Annotated in this window: 21 protein-coding genes, 1 other RNA gene and 1 pseudogene; 19 read left to right on the plus strand and 4 right to left on the minus strand. The window is 31.1% G+C overall.

What is annotated here, in order from left to right; genetic code table 11:
* The first annotated feature begins 111 nt into the window (after nucleotides 1–111).
* The 7 genes from CDIMF43_RS04895 to ssrA all read left to right on the plus strand — a co-directional run bounded on the left by CDIMF43_RS04895 (nucleotide 112) and on the right by ssrA (nucleotide 5,910).
* The gene (locus tag CDIMF43_RS04895; protein WP_109841341.1) at nucleotides 112–1,020 is read left to right on the plus strand and encodes a prenyltransferase; all 909 of its coding nucleotides are present in this window, start codon (nucleotides 112–114) and stop codon (nucleotides 1,018–1,020) included.
* 109 nt (nucleotides 1,021–1,129) lie between these two features.
* A complete protein-coding gene (locus CDIMF43_RS04900) occupies nucleotides 1,130–1,513 on the plus strand; it encodes a DUF1149 family protein (protein ID WP_074401437.1) in 384 nt (127 codons plus the stop codon).
* A 257-nt stretch (nucleotides 1,514–1,770) separates the two neighbouring features.
* Nucleotides 1,771–2,976, plus strand: coding sequence for an NAD(P)/FAD-dependent oxidoreductase (locus CDIMF43_RS04905; RefSeq protein ID WP_109841342.1), 1,206 nt, complete (start codon nucleotides 1,771–1,773; stop codon nucleotides 2,974–2,976).
* Nucleotides 2,977–3,106: 130 nt separating this feature from the next.
* Nucleotides 3,107–3,880: a flavodoxin family protein gene (locus CDIMF43_RS04910; protein ID WP_109841343.1), complete on the plus strand. Its 774-nt coding sequence runs from the start codon at nucleotides 3,107–3,109 to the stop codon at nucleotides 3,878–3,880.
* Nucleotides 3,881–3,917: 37 nt separating this feature from the next.
* Nucleotides 3,918–4,586 (plus strand): histidine phosphatase family protein, encoded by a 669-nt coding sequence (locus tag CDIMF43_RS04915; protein WP_074401440.1) that lies wholly within the window; start codon nucleotides 3,918–3,920, stop codon nucleotides 4,584–4,586.
* Entirely contained in the window at nucleotides 4,537–5,385 is an 849-nt protein-coding gene (locus CDIMF43_RS04920) for a Cof-type HAD-IIB family hydrolase (protein ID WP_227001207.1), read from the plus strand. The genes CDIMF43_RS04915 and CDIMF43_RS04920 overlap by 50 nt, the downstream gene beginning before the upstream one ends.
* 159 nt (nucleotides 5,386–5,544) lie before the next feature.
* Nucleotides 5,545–5,910: a transfer-messenger RNA gene (gene ssrA, locus CDIMF43_RS04925) on the plus strand.
* Nucleotides 5,911–5,987: 77 nt separating this feature from the next.
* On the opposite strand, the gene CDIMF43_RS04930 is transcribed toward ssrA, so the two are convergent.
* The 4 genes from CDIMF43_RS04930 to CDIMF43_RS04945 form a co-directional block, all read right to left on the minus strand.
* Entirely contained in the window at nucleotides 5,988–7,172 is a 1,185-nt protein-coding gene (locus CDIMF43_RS04930) for a site-specific integrase (protein WP_109841344.1), read from the minus strand.
* 93 nt (nucleotides 7,173–7,265) lie between these two features.
* The gene (locus CDIMF43_RS04935; RefSeq protein ID WP_135017044.1) at nucleotides 7,266–7,550 is read right to left on the minus strand and encodes a hypothetical protein; all 285 of its coding nucleotides are present in this window, start codon (nucleotides 7,548–7,550) and stop codon (nucleotides 7,266–7,268) included.
* Nucleotides 7,551–7,553: 3 nt separating this feature from the next.
* Nucleotides 7,554–8,468 carry a replication initiation factor domain-containing protein gene (locus CDIMF43_RS04940; protein WP_162532914.1) on the minus strand — a complete coding sequence of 305 codons (915 nt, stop codon included), beginning with the start codon at nucleotides 8,466–8,468 and terminating at the stop codon, nucleotides 7,554–7,556.
* A 113-nt stretch (nucleotides 8,469–8,581) separates the two neighbouring features.
* Nucleotides 8,582–8,785, minus strand: a complete 204-nt coding sequence (locus CDIMF43_RS04945; RefSeq protein ID WP_109841347.1) for a DUF3173 family protein — start codon at nucleotides 8,783–8,785, stop codon at nucleotides 8,582–8,584.
* Between the two features lie 145 nt (nucleotides 8,786–8,930).
* On the opposite strand from CDIMF43_RS04945, the gene CDIMF43_RS04950 reads away from it, so the two are divergent.
* The 12 genes and pseudogenes from CDIMF43_RS04950 (at nucleotide 8,931) to CDIMF43_RS05000 (ending at nucleotide 20,768) form a co-directional block, all read left to right on the plus strand.
* A complete protein-coding gene (locus tag CDIMF43_RS04950) occupies nucleotides 8,931–9,455 on the plus strand; it encodes a helix-turn-helix domain-containing protein (protein WP_109841348.1) in 525 nt (174 codons plus the stop codon).
* A 205-nt stretch (nucleotides 9,456–9,660) separates the two neighbouring features.
* Nucleotides 9,661–9,811, plus strand: a pseudogene (locus tag CDIMF43_RS13800) (helix-turn-helix transcriptional regulator); the annotation flags it as partial.
* 202 nt (nucleotides 9,812–10,013) lie between these two features.
* Nucleotides 10,014–10,322: a hypothetical protein gene (locus CDIMF43_RS13805; protein ID WP_227001203.1), complete on the plus strand. Its 309-nt coding sequence runs from the start codon at nucleotides 10,014–10,016 to the stop codon at nucleotides 10,320–10,322.
* Nucleotides 10,323–11,313: 991 nt separating this feature from the next.
* Nucleotides 11,314–12,243 carry a 6-phosphogluconolactonase gene (locus CDIMF43_RS04960; RefSeq protein WP_109841349.1) on the plus strand — a complete coding sequence of 310 codons (930 nt, stop codon included), beginning with the start codon at nucleotides 11,314–11,316 and terminating at the stop codon, nucleotides 12,241–12,243.
* Nucleotides 12,236–13,402 (plus strand): DegT/DnrJ/EryC1/StrS family aminotransferase, encoded by a 1,167-nt coding sequence (locus CDIMF43_RS04965; protein WP_109841350.1) that lies wholly within the window; start codon nucleotides 12,236–12,238, stop codon nucleotides 13,400–13,402. The genes CDIMF43_RS04960 and CDIMF43_RS04965 overlap by 8 nt, the downstream gene beginning before the upstream one ends.
* Nucleotides 13,377–14,531, plus strand: a complete 1,155-nt coding sequence (locus tag CDIMF43_RS04970) for a radical SAM/SPASM domain-containing protein (RefSeq protein ID WP_109841351.1) — start codon at nucleotides 13,377–13,379, stop codon at nucleotides 14,529–14,531. Before CDIMF43_RS04965 ends, CDIMF43_RS04970 begins: the two co-directional genes overlap by 26 nt.
* Nucleotides 14,528–15,814: an NUDIX domain-containing protein gene (locus CDIMF43_RS04975; protein ID WP_109841352.1), complete on the plus strand. Its 1,287-nt coding sequence runs from the start codon at nucleotides 14,528–14,530 to the stop codon at nucleotides 15,812–15,814. Before CDIMF43_RS04970 ends, CDIMF43_RS04975 begins: the two co-directional genes overlap by 4 nt.
* Before the next feature lie 28 nt (nucleotides 15,815–15,842).
* A complete protein-coding gene (locus CDIMF43_RS04980) occupies nucleotides 15,843–17,117 on the plus strand; it encodes a nucleotide sugar dehydrogenase (protein ID WP_162532915.1) in 1,275 nt (424 codons plus the stop codon).
* Between the two features lie 33 nt (nucleotides 17,118–17,150).
* Nucleotides 17,151–17,978, plus strand: a complete 828-nt coding sequence (locus CDIMF43_RS04985) for an HAD-IIB family hydrolase (RefSeq protein ID WP_109841354.1) — start codon at nucleotides 17,151–17,153, stop codon at nucleotides 17,976–17,978.
* A gap of 37 nt (nucleotides 17,979–18,015) precedes the next feature.
* A complete protein-coding gene (locus CDIMF43_RS04990; RefSeq protein WP_109841355.1) occupies nucleotides 18,016–19,071 on the plus strand; it encodes a nucleotidyltransferase family protein in 1,056 nt (351 codons plus the stop codon).
* Between the two features lie 27 nt (nucleotides 19,072–19,098).
* On the plus strand, nucleotides 19,099–19,350 hold the full coding sequence (locus CDIMF43_RS04995) for an acyl carrier protein (RefSeq protein WP_162532916.1): 252 nt from the start codon (nucleotides 19,099–19,101) through the stop codon (nucleotides 19,348–19,350).
* Complete coding sequence (locus CDIMF43_RS05000) at nucleotides 19,350–20,768, plus strand: class I adenylate-forming enzyme family protein (RefSeq protein ID WP_109841357.1); 1,419 nt, start codon at nucleotides 19,350–19,352, stop codon at nucleotides 20,766–20,768. Before CDIMF43_RS04995 ends, CDIMF43_RS05000 begins: the two co-directional genes overlap by 1 nt.
* The last annotated feature ends 15 nt before the right edge of the window (nucleotides 20,769–20,783 follow it).

Below are 20,783 nucleotides of genomic sequence, written 5' to 3' on the forward strand. Positions count from 1 at the left end.
AAAAAAGAAAAATTACTTGACATTAATCGGGGTTCATCGCATATTTAGGTAATAGAAGAATTTAATTTAGGTAAAATCAATTAGGATTGGTTTAGATGAAGGATGGGTTATATGAAAGTTAAAACTTTTTTAGAATTAGTTGAAATACAAGCAAAGACTGCAAGTATTTTGCCCTATTTTATGGGCATCATTTATGCGTGGTATCATTATCAAGAGCTTCATTTATTGAATCTGCTGCTCTTTTTTATTGCGATGTTTTTATTTAATATGGCGGTGGATGCGATTGACAATTATATGGATTATAAGAAAGCATCAAAGGAGCACAATTACCGTGAAGAGGTGAATATCATTGGACGTGAAAACATTCCAATTCAATTAGTAGGAATGTTGATTGTCATTATGGTTGTCATTTCAGCAGGGTTAGGCCTTTATCTAGTGAAACAAACGGGTTGGCCGTTACTTTATATGGGATTATATTGTTATTTTATCGGTATTTTTTATTCCTCTGGTCCAAAGCCAATTTCAAGCATGCCTTTAGGAGAAGTTTTTTCAGGTTTTACAATGGGCTTTATGATTTATTTAATCAGTATCTATGTAAATGCGTATAATGTGATGACGTTCGATAGTCAGACATTCTTTATTATTCTATTTGCATCGATTCCGAATATGTTTGCAATTGCCAATTTGATGTTAGCCAATAATATTTGTGATTTAGAAGAAGATGTGACGAACAAACGCTTCACATTGCCCTATTATCTAGGAAAAGCCAATGCGTTGAAGCTTTTTAAATGGCTGTATATTCTAGCTTTCGTATCATTAATTATTTCAGTTTATGTCGGAATTTATCCAAAAATGATGTTAGTGACATTACTTGCCATTCCGTTTGTTAATAAAAATGTCACCAAATTTTTACACCTACAAGATAAACGTAAAACCTTTGTCTGTGCCGTTCAAAACCTAGCCTTAATTACCACCTTACAAGTTGTTACATTTTTAATAGGAATATGGGTAGATTTTTAAATTCCCTTTCTCATTATAAAATTAAAAATTAAAAAACATTGAATCTTGTATAAAAGATTGCGATAATGTAAGTAGAAATTTGATTATTAAAAAAGGGGCTATAACTAACATGAACATTTTAAGAGGACAGGTTTCAGTAGATAAATACAATTTTGAACTAGTTGAAGGCGAGCCATCGTTAACTACGAACGTTGAAGTGAAAATTAATGAAGTCGTACCATCAGATGAAGCCGATAAAAATATTTTAGAAAACGGCAAAATTTTCCGTATAGAAGTACCATTTGCACTAGAATTAGATCGTTTTAAAATTGAAGGACTAATCAGCCAAATTGCTCAAATTGAAGAATTTTTTGGACAACCAAATGAATTGGAAGTAGATACAATGCGCGAACTTTCAAAACCTTTAATTGAGTATATTGAACGTCTAACTTATGAAGTAACCGAAATTGCTTTTGATGAACCTGGTGTGACATTAAATTTTGAATCGAATTAAAAAAGATTGAGAAGAATCATTCAAACTTGAGTGGTTCTTTTTTTATAGATAAAATTTAGATAAGAAGCCTTGCAATGCATCCTTTTGACTGAATTAAGAAACGTCTGTTTGTGAAAAAAATATCCAGTTTTATAAAGGTTTATGTTTTGTTTTTCACAAACAGGGTTGTTGACGAAAGGACTAGAAAGTTGTAAGCTATTCAATGGATAAACAAATATGAAACGTCATACATAAATGATGTAGAAAGAGTGATAAAAATGGCTAAAACAAAAATCGTTATTTTAGGTGCAGGCTATGCTGGTTTAAGAACGTTAAAGCAAGTTCAAAAGGAACACCTTGATGCGGAAATCACAATTGTAAATAAAAATGAGTACCATTATGAAGCGACTTATTTACATGAAGTTGCAAGTGGAGCAAACCCACCAGAAAAAATCAGCTTTCCAATTATGAGTGTTGTTGATCAAAAACAAACAAACTTTATTCAAGATACTGTTGTCATGGTCAACAAAGATGAAAAAACGGTTGAGCTAGCAAAAAATGGCACAATCGAATTTGACTATCTAGTCTTTGCCTTAGGTTTTGAATCTGAATCATTTGGTATTACCGGAGTAGACGAATTTGCTTTACCGATGGTTGATATCCCAACTGCTGTAAAAGTAAGAGAGCATATGCATGCTCAATTTGCAAAATACAATGAAACAAAAGACGAAACACTCTTAAGTATCGTTGTATGTGGTGCTGGTTTTACAAGTATCGAATATCTTGGAGAGTTAACGCAACAAATGCCAAAATTAGTTAAAGAATACAATTTACCAGCGGATAAAATTTCAATTACGTGTATTGAAGCAATGCCAACCTTATTGCCAATGTTTGTTGAAAAATTATCAACGTATGGCATTCAAAAATTAAGAGACCGTGGCGTTAAATTCTTAGTGGGCACACCAATTAAAGAAGTAACTCCAGAAGCAGTTGTTTACCAAGAAAATGATGAATTAAAAGAAGTAAAAGCTAAAACAATCGTTTGGACAACCGGCGTTAAAGGCAGCAGCCTTGTTGGAAAATCAGGCTTTGAAGAACGTCGTGGCCGTGTAATGGTAGCAGAAGATTTAACGGCCCCAGGTTACCCAACTATCTTTATTATTGGTGATTGCTCTGCCGTAATGGATAAAACTTGTGACCGTCCATTCCCAACAACCGCACAAATTGCGTTGAAACAAGCTGACAATGTAGCGAAAAATTTAGCTGCAAAAATAAAAAATCAACCAATTGTACCCTTTACATTTAAATCACAAGGCTCTGTTTGTTCAATTGGGAACAACGAAGCGATTGGTGAAGTAATGGGGCATAACTTGAAGGGTTACCCAGCATCAATGATGAAAAAAGTCATTGAAAATAAATCATTAATGACAACTGGTGGCATGAAAGTGATGTTTGAAAAAGGTCGCTTTGATTTATATCATTAAAAAGAATTAAAAAAGTTGAAAGGTGATGTTAAATCAATGATTTAGCATCCCTTTTTTTGTTTTTTAGCAATTAAAGCTAGTAAAAAAGAACGAGTTTGTTACAATAGGAGAGTAAGGATGTGTTCATTAGATGACAAAAGTCTTAGGAATTTTAGGAACATCAAATAAGTTCGGCATCACGGCTCAAATGTTACAAGCAGTCCTAGCAGGAGCAACATCAGATGGTTGTGACGTTGAAATGATTTGCTTAGCGGATTATCCACTAGAAATGAATCCTAGTAAAGAGCACAATCAAATTCTGGATCAATTGCACCACAAGATGCTAGCAAGTGAATGCTTGATTTTTGCAACTCCAACTTATTGGAAAGATGTATCCGGTTTAATGAAGCAGTTTTTAGATTGTATGAGAAGTCGGATGGTGCGTTTTGGGAAAAAAGACGGCGAAATGTTGCCAGATTTGTATGCAAAAAAGAAGTACATTTTATTAACCAACTGCTACACCAAAACACTAGAAAACTGTGTAACAGGAGTAACCGATTCTACCTTTATTGTGATGGATCGAGTATGCACGACGGCTGGAATGGAACTTGTTGGTGAAGCCGTTACAACAAATACTTTCGCTATGAAAGAACTGCCAGATTGGAAACATGCAGAGTGTGTAAAACTCGGAAAAAAAATCCAAATAAGCATTGAAAAGAGGGACTTTACTGTGAAACGTTACATTCAATTATTTTTTATGTTGGCATTCAGTACATTGATTACAATGGGAATTCAATCCTTGCTAGAAAACTGGCTTCCAATCACAGGTTTTTGGGGAAATTATGTCACATTTGTCTTAATCTTTTTTATCTTACTTTCTGTAGTCTTACATTACTTTTCAGTAAAAAAACATAAACGCAACTAACTATAAATGAAGAAACCACTTATTGGAGGAGATTTTTTTGGCTAAAGGATGTACATTTTATTTTGTTCGTCATGGGAGAACGTTTTTTAATGAATATATGAGAATGCAAGGGTGGTCAGATACGCCGTTAACTAGAGATGGTATATTTGAAGTTAGACAAAGTGCCAGAGGGTTGTCAGAAGTGAAATTTGCTGCTGCTTACTGTAGCGATTTAAGTCGAACGAAAGAAACAACTGAAATTTTTTTAGAAGAGAATTATCATTCAAGAAAATTACCAATTACAGAAATGGCTGAATTTAGAGAAGCTTTTTACGGTAGTTTTGAAGGATTAGATATTGCGGAATCATGGGAAACCATTGCGCACGAATTAGGGTACAAAACTGCCCATGAAATGCGTGAAAAAGCAACACTCGCAGATCGCATGGATGGAACGAAAAAAGCAGATCCAAGACACGATGCTGAGGATTTCTTAACTTTTTGGTTACGTGTAGAAAAAGGCTTGCTTAAACTAATTGATAAGCATCGTGATACTGGAGATCACGTACTTGTGGTTTCTCACGGCAATACGATTCGCAATATGTTGAATGGAATTGTTCCAGAATTAGATGTTCCGACTTCTTTAGATAATGCTAGCATTTCTGTGGTGAATTATCAAAATGGCCAATTTCATTTGGAAAGCTTTAACGATACCAGCCACTTTAGATAAGAAAATTGATTACAAGGGAGCTTTTAATTTGGAACCAAATGCATTAGTATTTTTTGATTTAGATGGAACACTTTTAAACCAACAGTCACAAGTAAATCCAGAAGTAGCAAGCGCGATTCATCAATTACGTGAAAATGGCAGTATGCCTATTATAGCAACGGGGCGTACGAATATTGAAGTTGATGAAATTATGGAAATGACTGGAATTAATTCAATCGTATCTATGAATGGTCAACACGTGACTTTTGATGGAGAAGAGGTCTATGCGTCTGTTTTAGAAACAGCAGTCTTAGATCGTTTAAAGGAAGCAACCAATGAACGAAATGAAGGCTTGTCGTTTTATTCAAATCGTTTAATTCGTTGTACGAGACACAACGAATTACTAGAAAAAGCGTACAATATGATTCACAGTCCAATCCCACAAATTGACGAATCGATTTATCATCGAGAAGATATTCATATGGCCCTTGTGCTAGCTGAAGCGGGTGATGAGTATTACCACCGTGAATTTCCAGAACTGTTCTTTATTCGCAATTCGCCCTTTAGTATGGATACGATTGTAAAAGGTGGGTCAAAAGCAAAAGGGATTGAAGCGTTGATTGAGCGATTAAACTTTCAGCATATTCCAACATTTGCCTTTGGAGACGGACGCAATGATATGGAAATGTTTGGCGCTGTAAAGCATCCGATTGCGATGGGCAATGCAATATCTGATTTAAAAAATATCGCGGAATTTGTTACGACGAGTAACGTTGAGGGTGGCATTATTACAGGGCTTAAGAAATATGATTTAATCTAAAAGCGGAGAGGGTCTGTGAAATTCAAGCACAGCCCTTTTGTTTTCTCCATTTTCATGTTAAAATAAAAAAAGAGAGTTCAAAAGAAGACTTCGTTTATAAGTTATTCTCCCGCGTCGCTTTAACCCGATGTTCATTGAAAGAAATTTTCAATTTTACTAGGGGGCGTTACGGATTCGACAGGTGTAGGTCGAGCTTGGATTGCGTTTCGTAGGTTACGACTACGTAAAAACGTTACAGTTAAATATAACTGCTAAAAACAATAATAACTCTTACGCTCTAGCTGCCTAAAAACAGTTGACGTAGATCCTCCCGGCATCGCCCATGTGCTCGGGTAAGGGTCCTATAATAAGTGGGATACGCAAAACTTTTCCGTCTGTAAGGTTTTGAAGAGATGATCAGACTAGCGACACATGATGCCTGTCAGGCGGCTAGTGTTCAGCGAAACCTTAATAGCATGACTATGAACGTAGACGTCTAAGTGCCGATATGCTTGGACAGGGGTTCGACTCCCCTCGTCTCCATATGAGTGAATACCTTTGAAATGTTGCTTTACCAACGTTTTGAAGGTGTTCTTTTTTTATTGACCAAATTTTGACCAAAATCATGACTTTAATAGTTTAGAAAACTGTGTAACGATTTCTTGATTTAATTCCTTTGTGACATGTAAATAAACTCCTGTAGTTGTTTCTGAACTTTCGTGTCCAAGTCTTTCTTGAATTGCTGGCAAACTGACACCTGATTGAGCAAGCAGACTAACATGTGTATGTCTAAATTTATGAAGAGTAATGGGTTTTGTAATTTTTGCTTTTCTCAAATACTCATTAAGGCGGTATCCAATACGACGTCTTAATTCAGGATAACCTGCATATTCTCCCTCGAGTTTCGCAAACACAAAATTTTCATTCAAATACCCAGGAAATTGTTTTTTGACATCTTCTTGTTTCAAGAAAAGCTGACTCAATATTGCTATTACTTCAGTATCAACAGCAATTAATCGGTTTGATTTAAATGTTTTTGGCGGTGTTAACTCGAATAAACTAACTGTATTTTTTTCACGGAAAAGAGTTTTACATATCCTAATTGAATTTTCTTTAAAATTTATATCATCCCATTGTAATGCTAGAAGTTCTCCTATACGCATTCCAGTATATGATAGTGTTAAAAAAATAGCATAATCGATTAAATTTTTTTCTTTTTTGATTACTTCAAGGAGCCGAATTAATTCGCATTTTTCTAAAAATTGTTCATCAAAGGTTAGTTCTTTCAGTTCTTGAACAGTTTTTCTTCTTAATGGAAGTTTCGCATAGGTTACTGGTGATTCTCTAATATATTCTTGTTCAATTGCGTATTTAAATACCATTCTACCGACGATATTTACAGTATCAATTGTTCCTTTAGCATATCCTTCATCAGCAAGGTCATTTAGCATGTTTTGATAAACTTTTCTTGTTATTGCTGATATTTGCAGTTTATTAAAAAAACGTAATAAATGCGGGATGCCAGTAGTTTTTCGATTAATAATTGTACTAGTTTTAACACCAGATACTTCATAAGATTCTAACCATTCATTTAAAACCTCTCCAAAAATTTTCCTTGGAACAGTCACTTTTTTTCCTTTTCCAATATCTCTGAGCATTTGTGAAGCTACAATTTGTGCTTCTTTTTTAGTTTTAAATCCTCTCCTTGTAGTATGTTTGTATTTTCCAGTTTCTGGGTCTATTCCAGTAGTCATTTTGAAAAGCCAAAACTCTCCACTGTTGTTTTTATACTTTTTAAAACTTGCCATATTTTTTTCCTCCAATTTTTGGAATTTCTAAAAATATGGTATACTCTATTTCTGAGGGAGAGCGCCATAGTTTTAGAAATTCATTTTTCTGAGCTAGGCCTCTTTTTTTAGTATAACCGATTCATCTATCAATTTGAATTGATTTTTGTAGGGGTTATCTTGTAACAGAGTCTCTAGTCTTTTTTCATTGTGGGGATTTAATTCTGTTTGTTCCATAAATACCTGGAAAAGTTCGTTAATTGAGATATTCGCATCTTCAAGGGTTTTTAAATAGACGAAGAGCGTTTGAGAAACAGAGTGCCTTAACCATAGTTCACTATTTAAAATAGTTTGTGCTTTTGGTTTCATTGAAATGTTTATTCCTTTAATATCTTTCATCAATTATGCCCAAGGACGCCATGTTTTCCATCGTGAACGCTTTGTGTCCGTTCCTCTATTTGTTACTCTCATATAGTCATTCATGATGCTTAGAAGTAAGGAATCAGCTAATAGACCAGTCGCAAAATGATAAGCGACTTCTTGAGCATTTTCTTGTTTACAGACAATTTCATAGCGATTCCAGTTTTGATAATAGTCAAAGTTAATGTCTTCATAGTAAGGATTTTGATTTAAATCAATAGCTGGATCATTTCGTTCAGTAATCTCTTTTGCTTGATAAAGTTCTTCAAGATATTTAAGATCCATGTCAGCTTTGATCTTTTTTAGTTGCTGTAATCCTTTTTCATAGAAGCGAAACATTTGACGAGAGTAATTAGAACCAAAATAGATTGTTTTACCAAAACTTTCTGCACTAGCAAGTGAAACTTCTTCCATAATTCTAGACTTACGAAATTTAGCAACGACTTCTTGTTTTTTGACCTTTTTCCAAAGTGCTTCTAAACGGAAGTAGGGAGTGTAATCATCAAGGGCAATGTCAATTCTTGTAAAGTGTCCGTTTAATTGAATGCAGTCTTTAAAAAAATGATTCCAATTTCTTTTTTGAGCTTTTAAAATTGACTCAAAATAGCGACAATCAGTTCCTGACATCATGAGCAATACTCCCATTTCAGGTCGTTTTTGGTTGATAAAGACTTTCATGAATTCGGCTCGTTGATAACATTCCGTATAGCCATTTAATCCTTTATCATAAAAAATGAACTGACCTTCGGGCATTTTTAGAATCTGGGTAAAAACTTCATGAAATTTGTCACATGTAAAAGTGACACTAATCCAGTCTACTGTTGCTTGTAGCCGTTCTTTCTTTGTCCTTTCTGCCCCCGTATTACTATACGGGGGCTTTAATGCGTAATCTTCCATAGTTATGCCTCCTAATAGGTAGTTGTCAGCAAGCTGCCAACTTGTCTGGTGAAGCATACTGCGGCTTTCGCGTTGCACGCCACGTATGCTTCACCAGAATGTTGGAATTGCTTTTACTTCGGGTAATTTTTTTCAAATGGATCAAATCCAATGATTTCGTGGATGGCCTGTTTAGGCACTCTTCCTAAACGTTTATTCTCATAAAATTGAAATCCATGATTCACTAAATGGATTTTTGCTTTTCTAATAATGCAGCTTGCAGTGTATTCGGAGTATCCGACAGTCATTAATTCATTTTTTGAAATCGTGGTTAGCATGTAATTCACTTCCTTTTTGAAAAAAGTAGGTAAAAAAACTACCTAAATGTATATTAGTATGTTTTATTTAACTTTTCAACAATAAAGTAGAAAAATATTTACTTTTATCTAGAAAGTTTGTTATACTCTATTTGGAGGTGTTGACATGGAAAATTTAAATAGAAATTTAGCAGAGAATATAAAAAAATTACGAAAAGAGAAAGGCATGACACAAACGGATCTTGCGGTTGAACTTGGCGTTTCAAAGCATAGTATTATTAGTTATGAAAAAGAGGGGACTTTTCCTACAAGTGATATTATTGGAAAGTTAGTTGAATTTTTTAGTATCTCACCAAATGAATTATTTTTGTATTCTGTAAACAATGATCAAAAAAGCACTGACAAAGAAAGAAAAGTTGAAGAACTGAAAGAGTTTAAAAGTATTGTTTTGGATAAGGTTATTGATTTACGTTATTCTGGTGAAGAAAAGCAATTTGGAGAAGAGCAATATATTGAAGGCGAAATTGATAGAGTTGAATTTAAAACTATTACACCCGAAGAGCAAGCTAAGACGTATCTAATTCAGTCTATGAATTTAAATAGTCTTTCTTTTGACTTGTTGGAAGAATTTTTTGAAAAATCGATTAATGAGCAAATTGCTAAAGTTATTGAAGGTAATTGGAAAGACTAGGAGAGTTGTAAAATTATCATAGTTAAAACTAACTAGTGCTCTATTATTAGTCTAATGAATAGAAACATACATCAGTTTGCAAGTATATGAACACCGCTATATTAGCATTCTACAAATCGTAGAATGCTTTCTTAATGGATTCTACAAAATTCAGGTAGCTAAAACTGATTTGTAATATAAACTGAAAGTAGAAAGGAGATTTGAAATGGAGTTAAGCACACAGTTAAAATCATGTAGAAATATGAATGGATGGACACAAAAAGATTTGGCAGAAAAATTAAATGTATCGGATAAAACGATATCTAGTTGGGAAACAGGAAGAACCTATCCAGATGTTTCGATGTTAATCAATCTTAGTGAACTATTTAATATTTCTTTGGATGAATTCATGAGGGGAGATTCAAAAATGATAAAAAAATTGACAAAGATTTAAAACTAAAAAAGACTTACAAAATTATTCTAATTATTGGGATAGTTTTAATTGTTGGAGGATCCATTTTCTTAAACTTATATCAGGGTAAAAATGAGTGGGTCGATCGATATAACCCATTTATTGAAATGAAAATTGGCTATGCTACATTACCACCAACCGTAACTTATAATAATGGAAAAGAGTACCATGACGATGGTAAATCAAGACAATTTCCTGATCCATATGAAAATATCTGGGTTGCAGATGATCCATTTGGAGATGGTATGAGATTAACCTTTAAGGCTGGTCAGTCTCCAAAAGGAAAAAATTATGCTCTTGTGCAGCACAAAGGAGCTTATGTTCGAAGAATATCCTTTGTTTCTTGGGACTCTATACCTGGTATATACAGAGATACATTAAACAAAGAGTATATTGAAATTCCCAAAGAAGTATAATCTTATTTTTTTAATTTAGAAGCATCTATAATTGGAAATTCAATCTATTTTAAAGCAAATAAACTTTAGTTAATGCATACTCAAAAATAATTGGGAAGAAAACAAAACTATTTGGTAATTTAAAAAATTATTTACGTTGAATTAAACACAACGTAAATAGTTTTTTATTTTGTCAATTATTGATGAACTAGATAAGTGTAGGCTGCTTATATAGAAATATACGATATTAGCTAATCAATTTCTTTCATAATCGAATAAAGCAAAGTTATTCTAAACTTATAAATTAAGAATAAAAATATTAGAAATATTTAATGATTAATTTTTTTCTTCTAGTTGTTAGTTACCAGTGGAGAAATAGTAATTCCAAAAAGAAACTGAATCAAATGAGGGTGAATAGTTTATACGATTCGATTACCAATAAGAAAATTTTTAACCGCGAGAGAGTAAAATACAAATTTATATAGTGCGAGCTGTCTATGATTGAAAATTAAGTTGATTTTTAAACAGATAAAATACAGTTAATTAACGTTAAAAGTAAAAAAGGAAGAATAAACAAAATGGAAAGTTAGTATATATTGTGTGAAACTATTTGTTCTATCAAAAACACAATTTTTGCATCAGTGATTCTATCAATCAACTTTTTTGTGGTATTTTTCATATTATAATAGATGTTTTGAAAATTTAAATTAGCAATAATATGATTTTTATGCAATCGATTGCTTTATTTTGTTCATAGAGAGGGGATTGAGGATTATTGGTAATAATGTGATATACAAATATGTTAATTTAATAAATTTATAAAAAATAGTTTTCCTGTCTGATTTAAAGGGATTTACAGCCTGAGTTCTATTTGTAACAGTTCCCTATTTTGATGCATTTTTTATTTTTTATAATAATTATGTATTGTAAATATAAAACAATAATAGTATTATTAACATAAAGTATTATTCAACGCAATCGGTTGTTTTGTAAATAGAAAGGATTTGATGGAATGGTAATAATAATGTCGCATACTGATTTTTGTATACGAGCATTAACGGAAGAATGTTATCTTTTTTTAAAGAAATATATTGAAGTAACGAAAGAAAAAAGATCTAAAAAACGTAATACAGTTGATGTATCCGTTAGGTATATCAGTGAGGAAAGGCATGTGATTTTGTTCACATTTCTTGGGAACTCAATAACCAAGGAATTAAATTACAAAATAGATTCGTATATGTATAAAAAAAATATGCTTAGAATGATAAGGTATATGAATGAATTTTTTATGAGAAGAGATGGATATTTATTTTTTCATGCCGCAGCAATAATTTCAGAGAATTTGCCAATTATTATTAGTGGGAACAAATTTTCAGGAAAAACAACTCTAACTCTAGCATTACTGGATTCTGATTCGCTTATTAACAAACTGTATGTATCAAATGATAAATTAGCAATCAAAAAAAACGGGAATATTTATGACGCATATTCATCGCCAATTTCTATGGGTATCAGGAGACCAACTTATGATATGTTTAATAAAAATGGTAGATTTAATTCATTAAATTTAGAAAAAGATGGCGACAAAATTGGGCATCTTACAACCCAACAGATTGAAGATGCTTTCGGTTGTGGGTCAAGTAATTACATTGATAAATTCAGAACTATTTTTAAGCCAGCATATAGTGAAGATAATAAATTTTGTGTAAATAAATTAGATGAAGAAGATAAATATCTATTCTTTAAAGAACAACATCTTGATAGATTGACAGATTGTCCGTTTGGAGATGATGACCATCACTATTTTGGAAAAAACGTTATAAAAAATAATGAAATAGACAGATACGTATCCTCAGAAATACAAGTTACAGAGATATCATATGGAAAAAATGATATTCAAAAATTGATAGAATATATTAAATCGGAGCTTAATTATGGATGAAAAAGTATTGATAAATGGTGAGCCAGAAGTAGGTAGTATTTATGGTGTTGAAGAACTATCGTCTATTTTAAAGGAGTTAGAAAAATATTCTACAGAATTGAATTACAAACCATACAAGACTATAAAAAAATTTGAGGATAAATTTTCTGGATTTGTTGGAACAAAATATGCAGTATCCGTTAACAGCGGTATGAGCGCTTTAAATACAATACTACAAGCTTTTTTTGGTGACAGGAAAGGGACTGTTATATCTAATGCTATAAACTTTTCAGGGACACACATTGGAATATTAAATAAAGGGTATCGATTAATATTGTGTGAATCGGATGAAAATATTAATACAGATTTATTGGATTTATTCCATAAAGTTGAAGAGTATAAACCGGAAGCAGTTGTTTTAACAAATATGAATGGATTAAGTCATGATGAAAAGTATATTAACCAAGAAATTAAGCGTATTTCTCCAAATACTATTTTTATAACAGATTGTTGTCGTTCCTTAGGCTCTAAATGTAATTATATACATTGTGGAGTATATAGTGACGCTTCGTTTTTTAGTTTTCAACGAAAAAAAATGATATCAACTTTAGGTGAAGGAGGAATGATTGTCACAAACGATTCTAGTATTTATGAAAAGTGCAAAAAAATTAGATCTTTTGGTTACTTTGAAGGCGAAGGAGAAAATTTTAAGTTAACTAGTTTTCAAGCAGCCGTTGGTCTTGTACAACTAGATAAATTAAATGATTTAGTTAACAAAAGACGTCAGATATCATTAAACAGAACAGACTTTTTGAAAAAGCATTTGAGAGGTTGGGTTTATCCAGTAAATAATGAAATCGATTACAACAGTTTCTATTTGTATACATTACTTGCCCCTGTAACTTGGGCTTCAGAACAACGTGATAATTTGATAGCACTATTATTAAAAAAATACGGAATAGGATGTGTAGTTGCCAATAAAGTTACGTATGAAAGTAGTAGTTGGGTGAGAAAGAATACTCAGCAAAGACTAACAAAGTCTGAAACAATTAGTAATCGAATTATTTGTCCGATTATTCATCCAATATTAACGAATGAACAAGAAAATTATATTAATGAATCAATTTTAAAAAGTATAGAAGAGGTGGAAAATAATGAAGGAAGAATATGTAACAATTAGAAAAGATATCCCAATGGAATTTAATGAACTAAAATTACTTAAATATGAAGGTGATCGAATAAAATGTGTGGAAAATGGTATTGTTATTCCTCCTTTTGAAATACTTATTCATCCAACAGCTAAGTGTAATTTAAAATGTTCATGGTGTATTGGGCAAAATATAACTGAAGATAAAAATGAACCAATTAATAATGTTCTAACAGCTGATGACAATTTAATGAATTTGGCACATTCAATTATTTCCTACAAAAAAGAAGTAGAAATAGATAACCAAAAAAAGATATTTGGAGTAGAAAGAGTTAGTTTTTCTGGTATTACTGGTGATCCAATGATGGCTCAAAGACAGTTGATTCCTGTATTAGATGAACTTCATTCAAACAACATACAAACAGGCATGTTTACTAACGGACTTTTAATAAATAAGAATAATATTGATACAATAAGCAAAATGGACTATATATTGATTAGTGTTGATGCTGGTAATAGCGATACGTACAATAAAATGAAAAATAATGGCAAATCGTCAAATTATTTTGAGCAATTAATGAAAAATATTGAAAGACTTAATGATTACAAAATAGCAAATAATAGAAGTATAGAGGTAAATGTCGGTTTTGTTTTAAATCAATATAATTATACTGAATTATACTCGTTAGCGGAAAATTTAAAATTTATTGGCGTTTCTAATTTAAGAATTAAAACAGATATTTCTCGTAAACTGTTAATTGATAGTAAATTATTTGATCAGGTAGAAGAACAATACGATTTGATAAGAAAGAATTTAGAAGATGAATGCTTTAAGCTAGTGGAACTTCATCGAATCTTTAATTCTGAAGATCGTGAAAGATATTTCTCAAAGTGTTTGATAAATAAACTGTATGCAAATGTTAGTTCAGATGGATATGTATATGCATGTAACTATCATCCTGCTATACGGGGAATTAAATTTGGAAATGTAACTGAAAAACCATTCAATATTATTTGGGAACAAGCAAATAAAGATTTTGATATTAGCAAATGTCCACGTACCTGTGATCCATTTAAAAATAGAGCTAATAATATGTTGAATAGTTACTTAAATAATGAAAGCTATAAGAACAAAGTAGATGAATATTTGGGAACAATATGAAAAAAATTCCATCTAGAACAAAAATATTTGTTGGAGAAGTAAGAGTTAGTAATAAAAGATACATTGTTAATTCAGTAGATCACTTAAAAAATCCTGAATTAATTATGTACATTCAAAATCAGTGTTATGAAGCAGGTTTAGCACCTAAAGTTTATTATACTAATGAGGTGTATATGATTCAGGAATATGTAGAAGAAGTAGAATTAACAATTGACAACAAGAGTTTATTTTACGGGGAAAATATTGCTAGATTACACTTTATGATGCAGTCCCTTGTTGTTGATACAAAAAAACTTCGTCCAATGAATAAATTCAGTTGTAATTATTCTGAGCAAAAACTTAAAAAAAATCATCAAAATAAAGATGCTCAAGTAATGCTTGAAGTTTATAACGAATTTTTTAATATGATCAATAATATCGATAATTTGTTACTAGATAGATATCTAATTCATGGAGATTTAAATTTATCTAATATTATGATTACAGGCGCGGGAGTGCAATTTATCGATTTTGATAATTGTTCCTATTTTCCACGGTCATATGAAGTATTAAGATTTTTTTTTCAATCGCTAGATTTTTCACAAAATAAAGAAAAAACTATTAAGCAATTATTTACTTATCTTACTGCCTATCACTCCATTAACAAATTGAAAATTCAAGAATGGAAAATTTCACTTCAGTTCTATTTAAGTATTTTAGTAACAGATGTTTCAATGATCGAAAATAAAATTTTTTTTAAAGAACGATCGAATTGTGCCCGATTTATTGCAGATAATTTTATTAGTTTACAAGACTGCATAAATAAAGCAACCAGTAAAGGAGAAAAAAAGATGAGAGCAAAATATAATACGCTAGTTATCCCATTTCTTTTTAAAGATGAACCACTATTTTGTATTTTAAAAAGAGAAGATATGAAAATTTGGCAATTTGTTGCAGGTGGTGGAGAAGATGATGAGGCAATTGAGTTAGGAGCAGCAAGAGAACTGGAGGAAGAAACTGGTTTGGATAAAATCAATGCTAACTTTCTTAAACGTTTAGATAGTCAAGGGACGGTTCCTAGCAACATTTTTAAAATATTTAAAGAAAGTTGGAAGGAAGGTTTGTATGTTATACCAATTTATACTTTTTCATACTTTATGGAAGACAGTGGGATTCATCTTTCTGAAGAACATTTAGAGTATAAATGGGTGACTTATGATCAAGCAGTAGAACTTTTGCATTATGATTTAGATAAAACCGCATTATGGGAGTTAAAGATGCGCATAGAAAATAATGAATTTTAACTTATGACTTCAGAAAAGAGTGGATAGTTTGAAAGCAAAAATTTCAGATAAGGAGAGCACCTATCAGCGTTTAATTCGAAGGGAATTAAGTATTGCAGTAATTGGTATTGGTTATGTAGGATACCCATTGGTTGAAGCGTTATCTAAAAAATTTAACGTAATTGCTTATGATAATGATAGCCAAAAAATTTCAGATTTAAAAATGGAAAATACCTTTTTCACGACTCGCGAAAAAGATTTAGCTAAAGCTACAGTTTATATAATTACATTTCCTACACCTATTAATGAAGATAAATCTCCTAATTTATTTTGTATAAAAGAAGCGACAAAAGCTATTGGACGTAATATGAAAAAAGGGAGTGTTATCATCTATGAATCCACAGTTGCTCCTGGGACAACTGAAAGAGTGTGTAAGGAATTATTAGAAACAACATCAAAATTAGCATTTGAAAAAGATTTTTCTTTAGGTTATTCTCCAGAACGAATTAGTCCTGGAACAGACGATGCAACACTAAAAGAGATAAATAAAATTGTTTCAGCATCAGATAAAAAAACGTTGAGATTAATTTCTCAACTTTATCGTGAAATTTTAAACAGCAAAATAGTTGAAGTATCATCAATTAAAGTTGCAGAAACTTCAAAAATAGTCGAGAACATTCAAAGAGATGTCAACATAGCCTTAATGAATGAGTTGTCAAAGAATTTTTATGATACAGATATTGATTTTAGAGAGGTATTAGCTGCGGCAGCAACAAAATGGAATTTTATGGAAGTCAAGCCAGGTCTTGTTGGGGGGCATTGTATAGGAGTTGATCCGTATTATTTTATTGACTACTCAAAAAAAGAAAAAATGAATATAAAGTTAATTGAGTTATCAAGAAAAATAAATGAATCAGAAATAACGTTTATTCTAGAATTAATTAACGACTATTCAAAAAAAAATAATTACCAAAATTGTAGCATTGGAGTATTTGGAATTGCCTATAAAGAAAATATTGGAGATATTAGAAATAGTAAGATGCTAGATTTATGTAATTTATTGCTGGAAAACAAAAAAATGGAATTATCAATAATAGATTTTGAAGTACCTCATGGAATATGTTCAGAAAAAATTGAAAAATGCCGTGTAAGCAACATATCGAATAAGTCTTTTGATATTGTATTGATTGGCAATTCACATGGCTCTTTTGATACTTTAAGACATCACTGGTCGAAGATTACACACTCCAATTCCAAAATAATAGATCTAACTGGGAAATATGAAACGTGGTTCTCTAGCGATGTAGAATATCGACATTTGTAAACGTAAATGGCGTAATTAGAAAGGTGATTTCTATTGAAAGTCAAAGGTATAGAGGCAGTAAAATATGCATTTTTTGATGTAGATGGAACGTTAATGAATGAAGAATATCAAATACCAATTGAATTATTAACTAATGTAAGTCGTTTAAAAAAAGTTGGAATACTTCCAATTATTTGCACTGGTAGAGAATTTTTATCAATGAAAAAAATTTGGGAAGAATATTTGTTAAGTGATTATTTTTATCATAAGGTTATTACCAACGATGGAAATTGTATATATGATACAAAAACTGATACATTTAGCATTATGGAAATAATTGATTTATCAAAAATTAAACTGATTTTGAAAGAGTATGAGTCTGTTTGTCGCTGGGTTATCACTTCACCACAGAAAATTCTTTACTCAAATAAATATGCATTAATGGAGTACAAAATGTTATTTATGTATTCTGGTAAATCTGAAATATGTACTGAATTTGATAAAATAGCGGGAAATATAAATAAAGAAGAACTTTTAGGCTTTTATATGTTTATTTCGGAACAAGATGCAGATAATCGGAAATTTGAAAGCTATGGATTAAAGAAAATGAACTACTCCAGAGGATATTCCTATACTAGTAACCAAACAAAACTTGATGGTGCACGTTATCTATTGAAAAAAGACTTTGAAGAAGAATTTTTCCTGCATTCAATGGCATTTGGAAACGGAAAAAATGATTATCTTTTATTTAAAGAAACAAGTTATTCAGTTGCAGTGCAAAATGCTCATCCAAAACTAATTGAGATTGCTACTGAATGCTTACATGAGCAATCATTAAGTCAATATGTACGGAAAATATTTAATTCATTAGAAATGAAATGATAACTAATTGAGCTATATACAATACAAGGAGGAGAATATGAAAAAAATATTTGAACTATCGGATGTATATTTGACCGAAAAAATAAAAATCACTTCTAAGGACAACACGGAGCAGCTCTTGGGAATGATTATCATGAATAGAATTACTAATATAGCTTTTAAAAATATAGATCTCAGTGAGGTAGAGTTTGAAGCATTCAAAAATCTAGAAATTCTATCTGCATCTAATAAAAGACAAGCACGGATTTTTAAAAGGAACTTGCGGTATGTTACAAAACTTCTAAAAGATGTTCAGTGTAATTATGCATTTTTAAAAGGAGCATATATGACAACCAGCTTATACGATTTAGGAGAAAGAAATTCAAACGATATTGATATATTGGTAGCTGCAGAAGACGTTGTGTGTATTCAAGATAAGTTATTAAAACATGGATTTATTCAAGGAAAGTATGATAGGGAGAGAAAAAAAATTGTCCCAGCTTCGAGAGAACGGATTATTAGACAAAGAATGAACTATGGACAAACTGTACCATTGGTGAAAATTCATGAAGACCAACCTTTAGAGATAGATCTGAATACATCTGTAGATTTTAAACCAGAGTTAAAAAAAGAAGTTGTTAAAGACTTGCTTAGTCAAAAAATTAGTATTTCAATCGAAGATTATTATCTAAATACATTAAATTTAGAAGATTTTCTTATTCACTTATGTTGTCATTTATACAAGGAGGCAACAACATATGATTGGGTAAAACGTCGTAAAGATTTGTGTTTGTATAAATTCAGTGACATTAATGTATTCCTAAACAATTACAGCAACACTGATTATTTTAATCGATTAGAAGCAAGAATTAAAGAATTGGAGTTAGAAAAGGAATGTTATTACGTTTTTGAAAATAGTACGATTGTGTATCCTAGATTAAATAATCTTTCAGGATTTGGATACTTTAAGCAACAGTTAAAACCAGATTCTTTAGATTTTATGAACCGCGTCATATATCCAAGAGAAAAAAAAATCTTTGAATATAGAACTAAAGATTTTAGTAAGCGCTTTTTATTGAATAATCGATTAGAAGACTTGGAAGAAATTACGTAGAATAAAAATATTGAAAGGATGATAAAAATGAGTAGATTTGAACAAATTAAAGATGTAATCGCTACAATTTCTTCTGTAGATACTAAAGAAATTGAATTAGGTGATTCTTGGAAGGATATTGGTATTGATTCTTTAAGATTAGTTGAGCTGATTGTTGCACTGGAAGATAAGTTTTCTATAAAAATTAAAGATTCAGAATTAAATCCACAAAATTTAAATAGTGTTGAAACAATTGTAGAGCTAATAAATAAGTACATGGATAAAAAGGAAAAAAAATAATGTGGGAATTTATAGAAAAATATTTAGAAGAAAATGAAAACTCAATAGTAGAGTGTGCAGATTTTTCATTCACATATAAGGAACTTCAGACAATTTGCTGTTATCATGGGGGGAAATTAAAAAGCGTTTTAAGCAAAGGTGATACCTGTATCATACTTTGTAAAAATAATTTATATAGTAGTGTTGCAATTTTATCATGTTGGTATGCAGGGGTCGTTCCTGTTCCATTAACAACAAATTATGGATATGAAATGTGTAGGGAAGTTATTAAAAATGTAACACCAGCGCTATTGATAACGGACTCGGATTTTAATATTAATTTTGATTTTATTTACCAAATTAATGAGGCAAAATTTGTTGGAGATTTAATAAGTCTATATTCTGATAGTGAGTTAAATGAAATAGCTGTAATTATGCATACCTCTGGAACCTTTGGTATTCCAAAAGGTGTCATGATAGAGATAGAAGGTTTAAAAAGAAATATTGAAGGTATTGTAGATTATATGGATATTAACATGAAAGATAAAATATTAATATCTCGACCTATATATCATATTTCTGTATTAACGGGAGAATTTTTAGTTAGTATTTTTAGAGGATTAGATATCTATTTTTCTGAAACTCAATATAATCCATTTCATTTAGTTCAACTTTTAGATCAGAAAAAAATCACTGTTCTCGGAGGCACTCCAACAATGTTAAGTCAATTATCCTTATATATGTTAAGAGGAAAAAGTAAACATATAATTGCAACGTTAATCATAAGTGGAGAATGCTTAAATGAGTTTGCTGCAAAAAAAATACAGAAAGAATTTTTTGAAGCCAATATCTATTCTGTTTATGGGTTAACAGAAGCAGCTCCACGAGTTTCTTACTTACCTCCAGAACTATTTAATAAATATCATACATCTGTAGGTATTCCACTTAAAAACACCAAAATTAAGATTATTTCTCCTGAAACAGGGATGGAACTTGAAAATAATCAGTCTGGTCTAGTTTTCGTTAGTTCTCTTAGTATTATGAAAGGTTATTACAGAAATAATCAATTAACTAGGACAGTCTTAAATGAAGGATGGCTAAATACAAAAGATATCGGATATAAAAATAGCGAAGGATTGCTGTTTATTCTGGGACGTGTAGATAATATGATAAATAAATCAGGAATGAACATTTACCCTCCTCAAATTGAAAATAAAGTGATGGAATTAGAAGAAGTTGAAGAATGCTTAGTATATAGTATTAAAAATGATGTTAGTCAAGAGATTGTTTTAGATATTGTACCAACTAATTTAAATATAGAAAAAAAACAAATTTATAAAAAGTTGGCCAAGATGCTTCCTCAGTATCTAATTCCTTCACAAATTAACATCGTGGAAAATATTCCTAAAACTGCCTCTGGGAAAATACTACGCAAATAAGGATGAAGAGAAGGT

Source organism: Carnobacterium divergens, from assembly GCF_900258435.1.
Lineage (GTDB): Bacteria > Bacillota > Bacilli > Lactobacillales > Carnobacteriaceae > Carnobacterium > Carnobacterium divergens_A.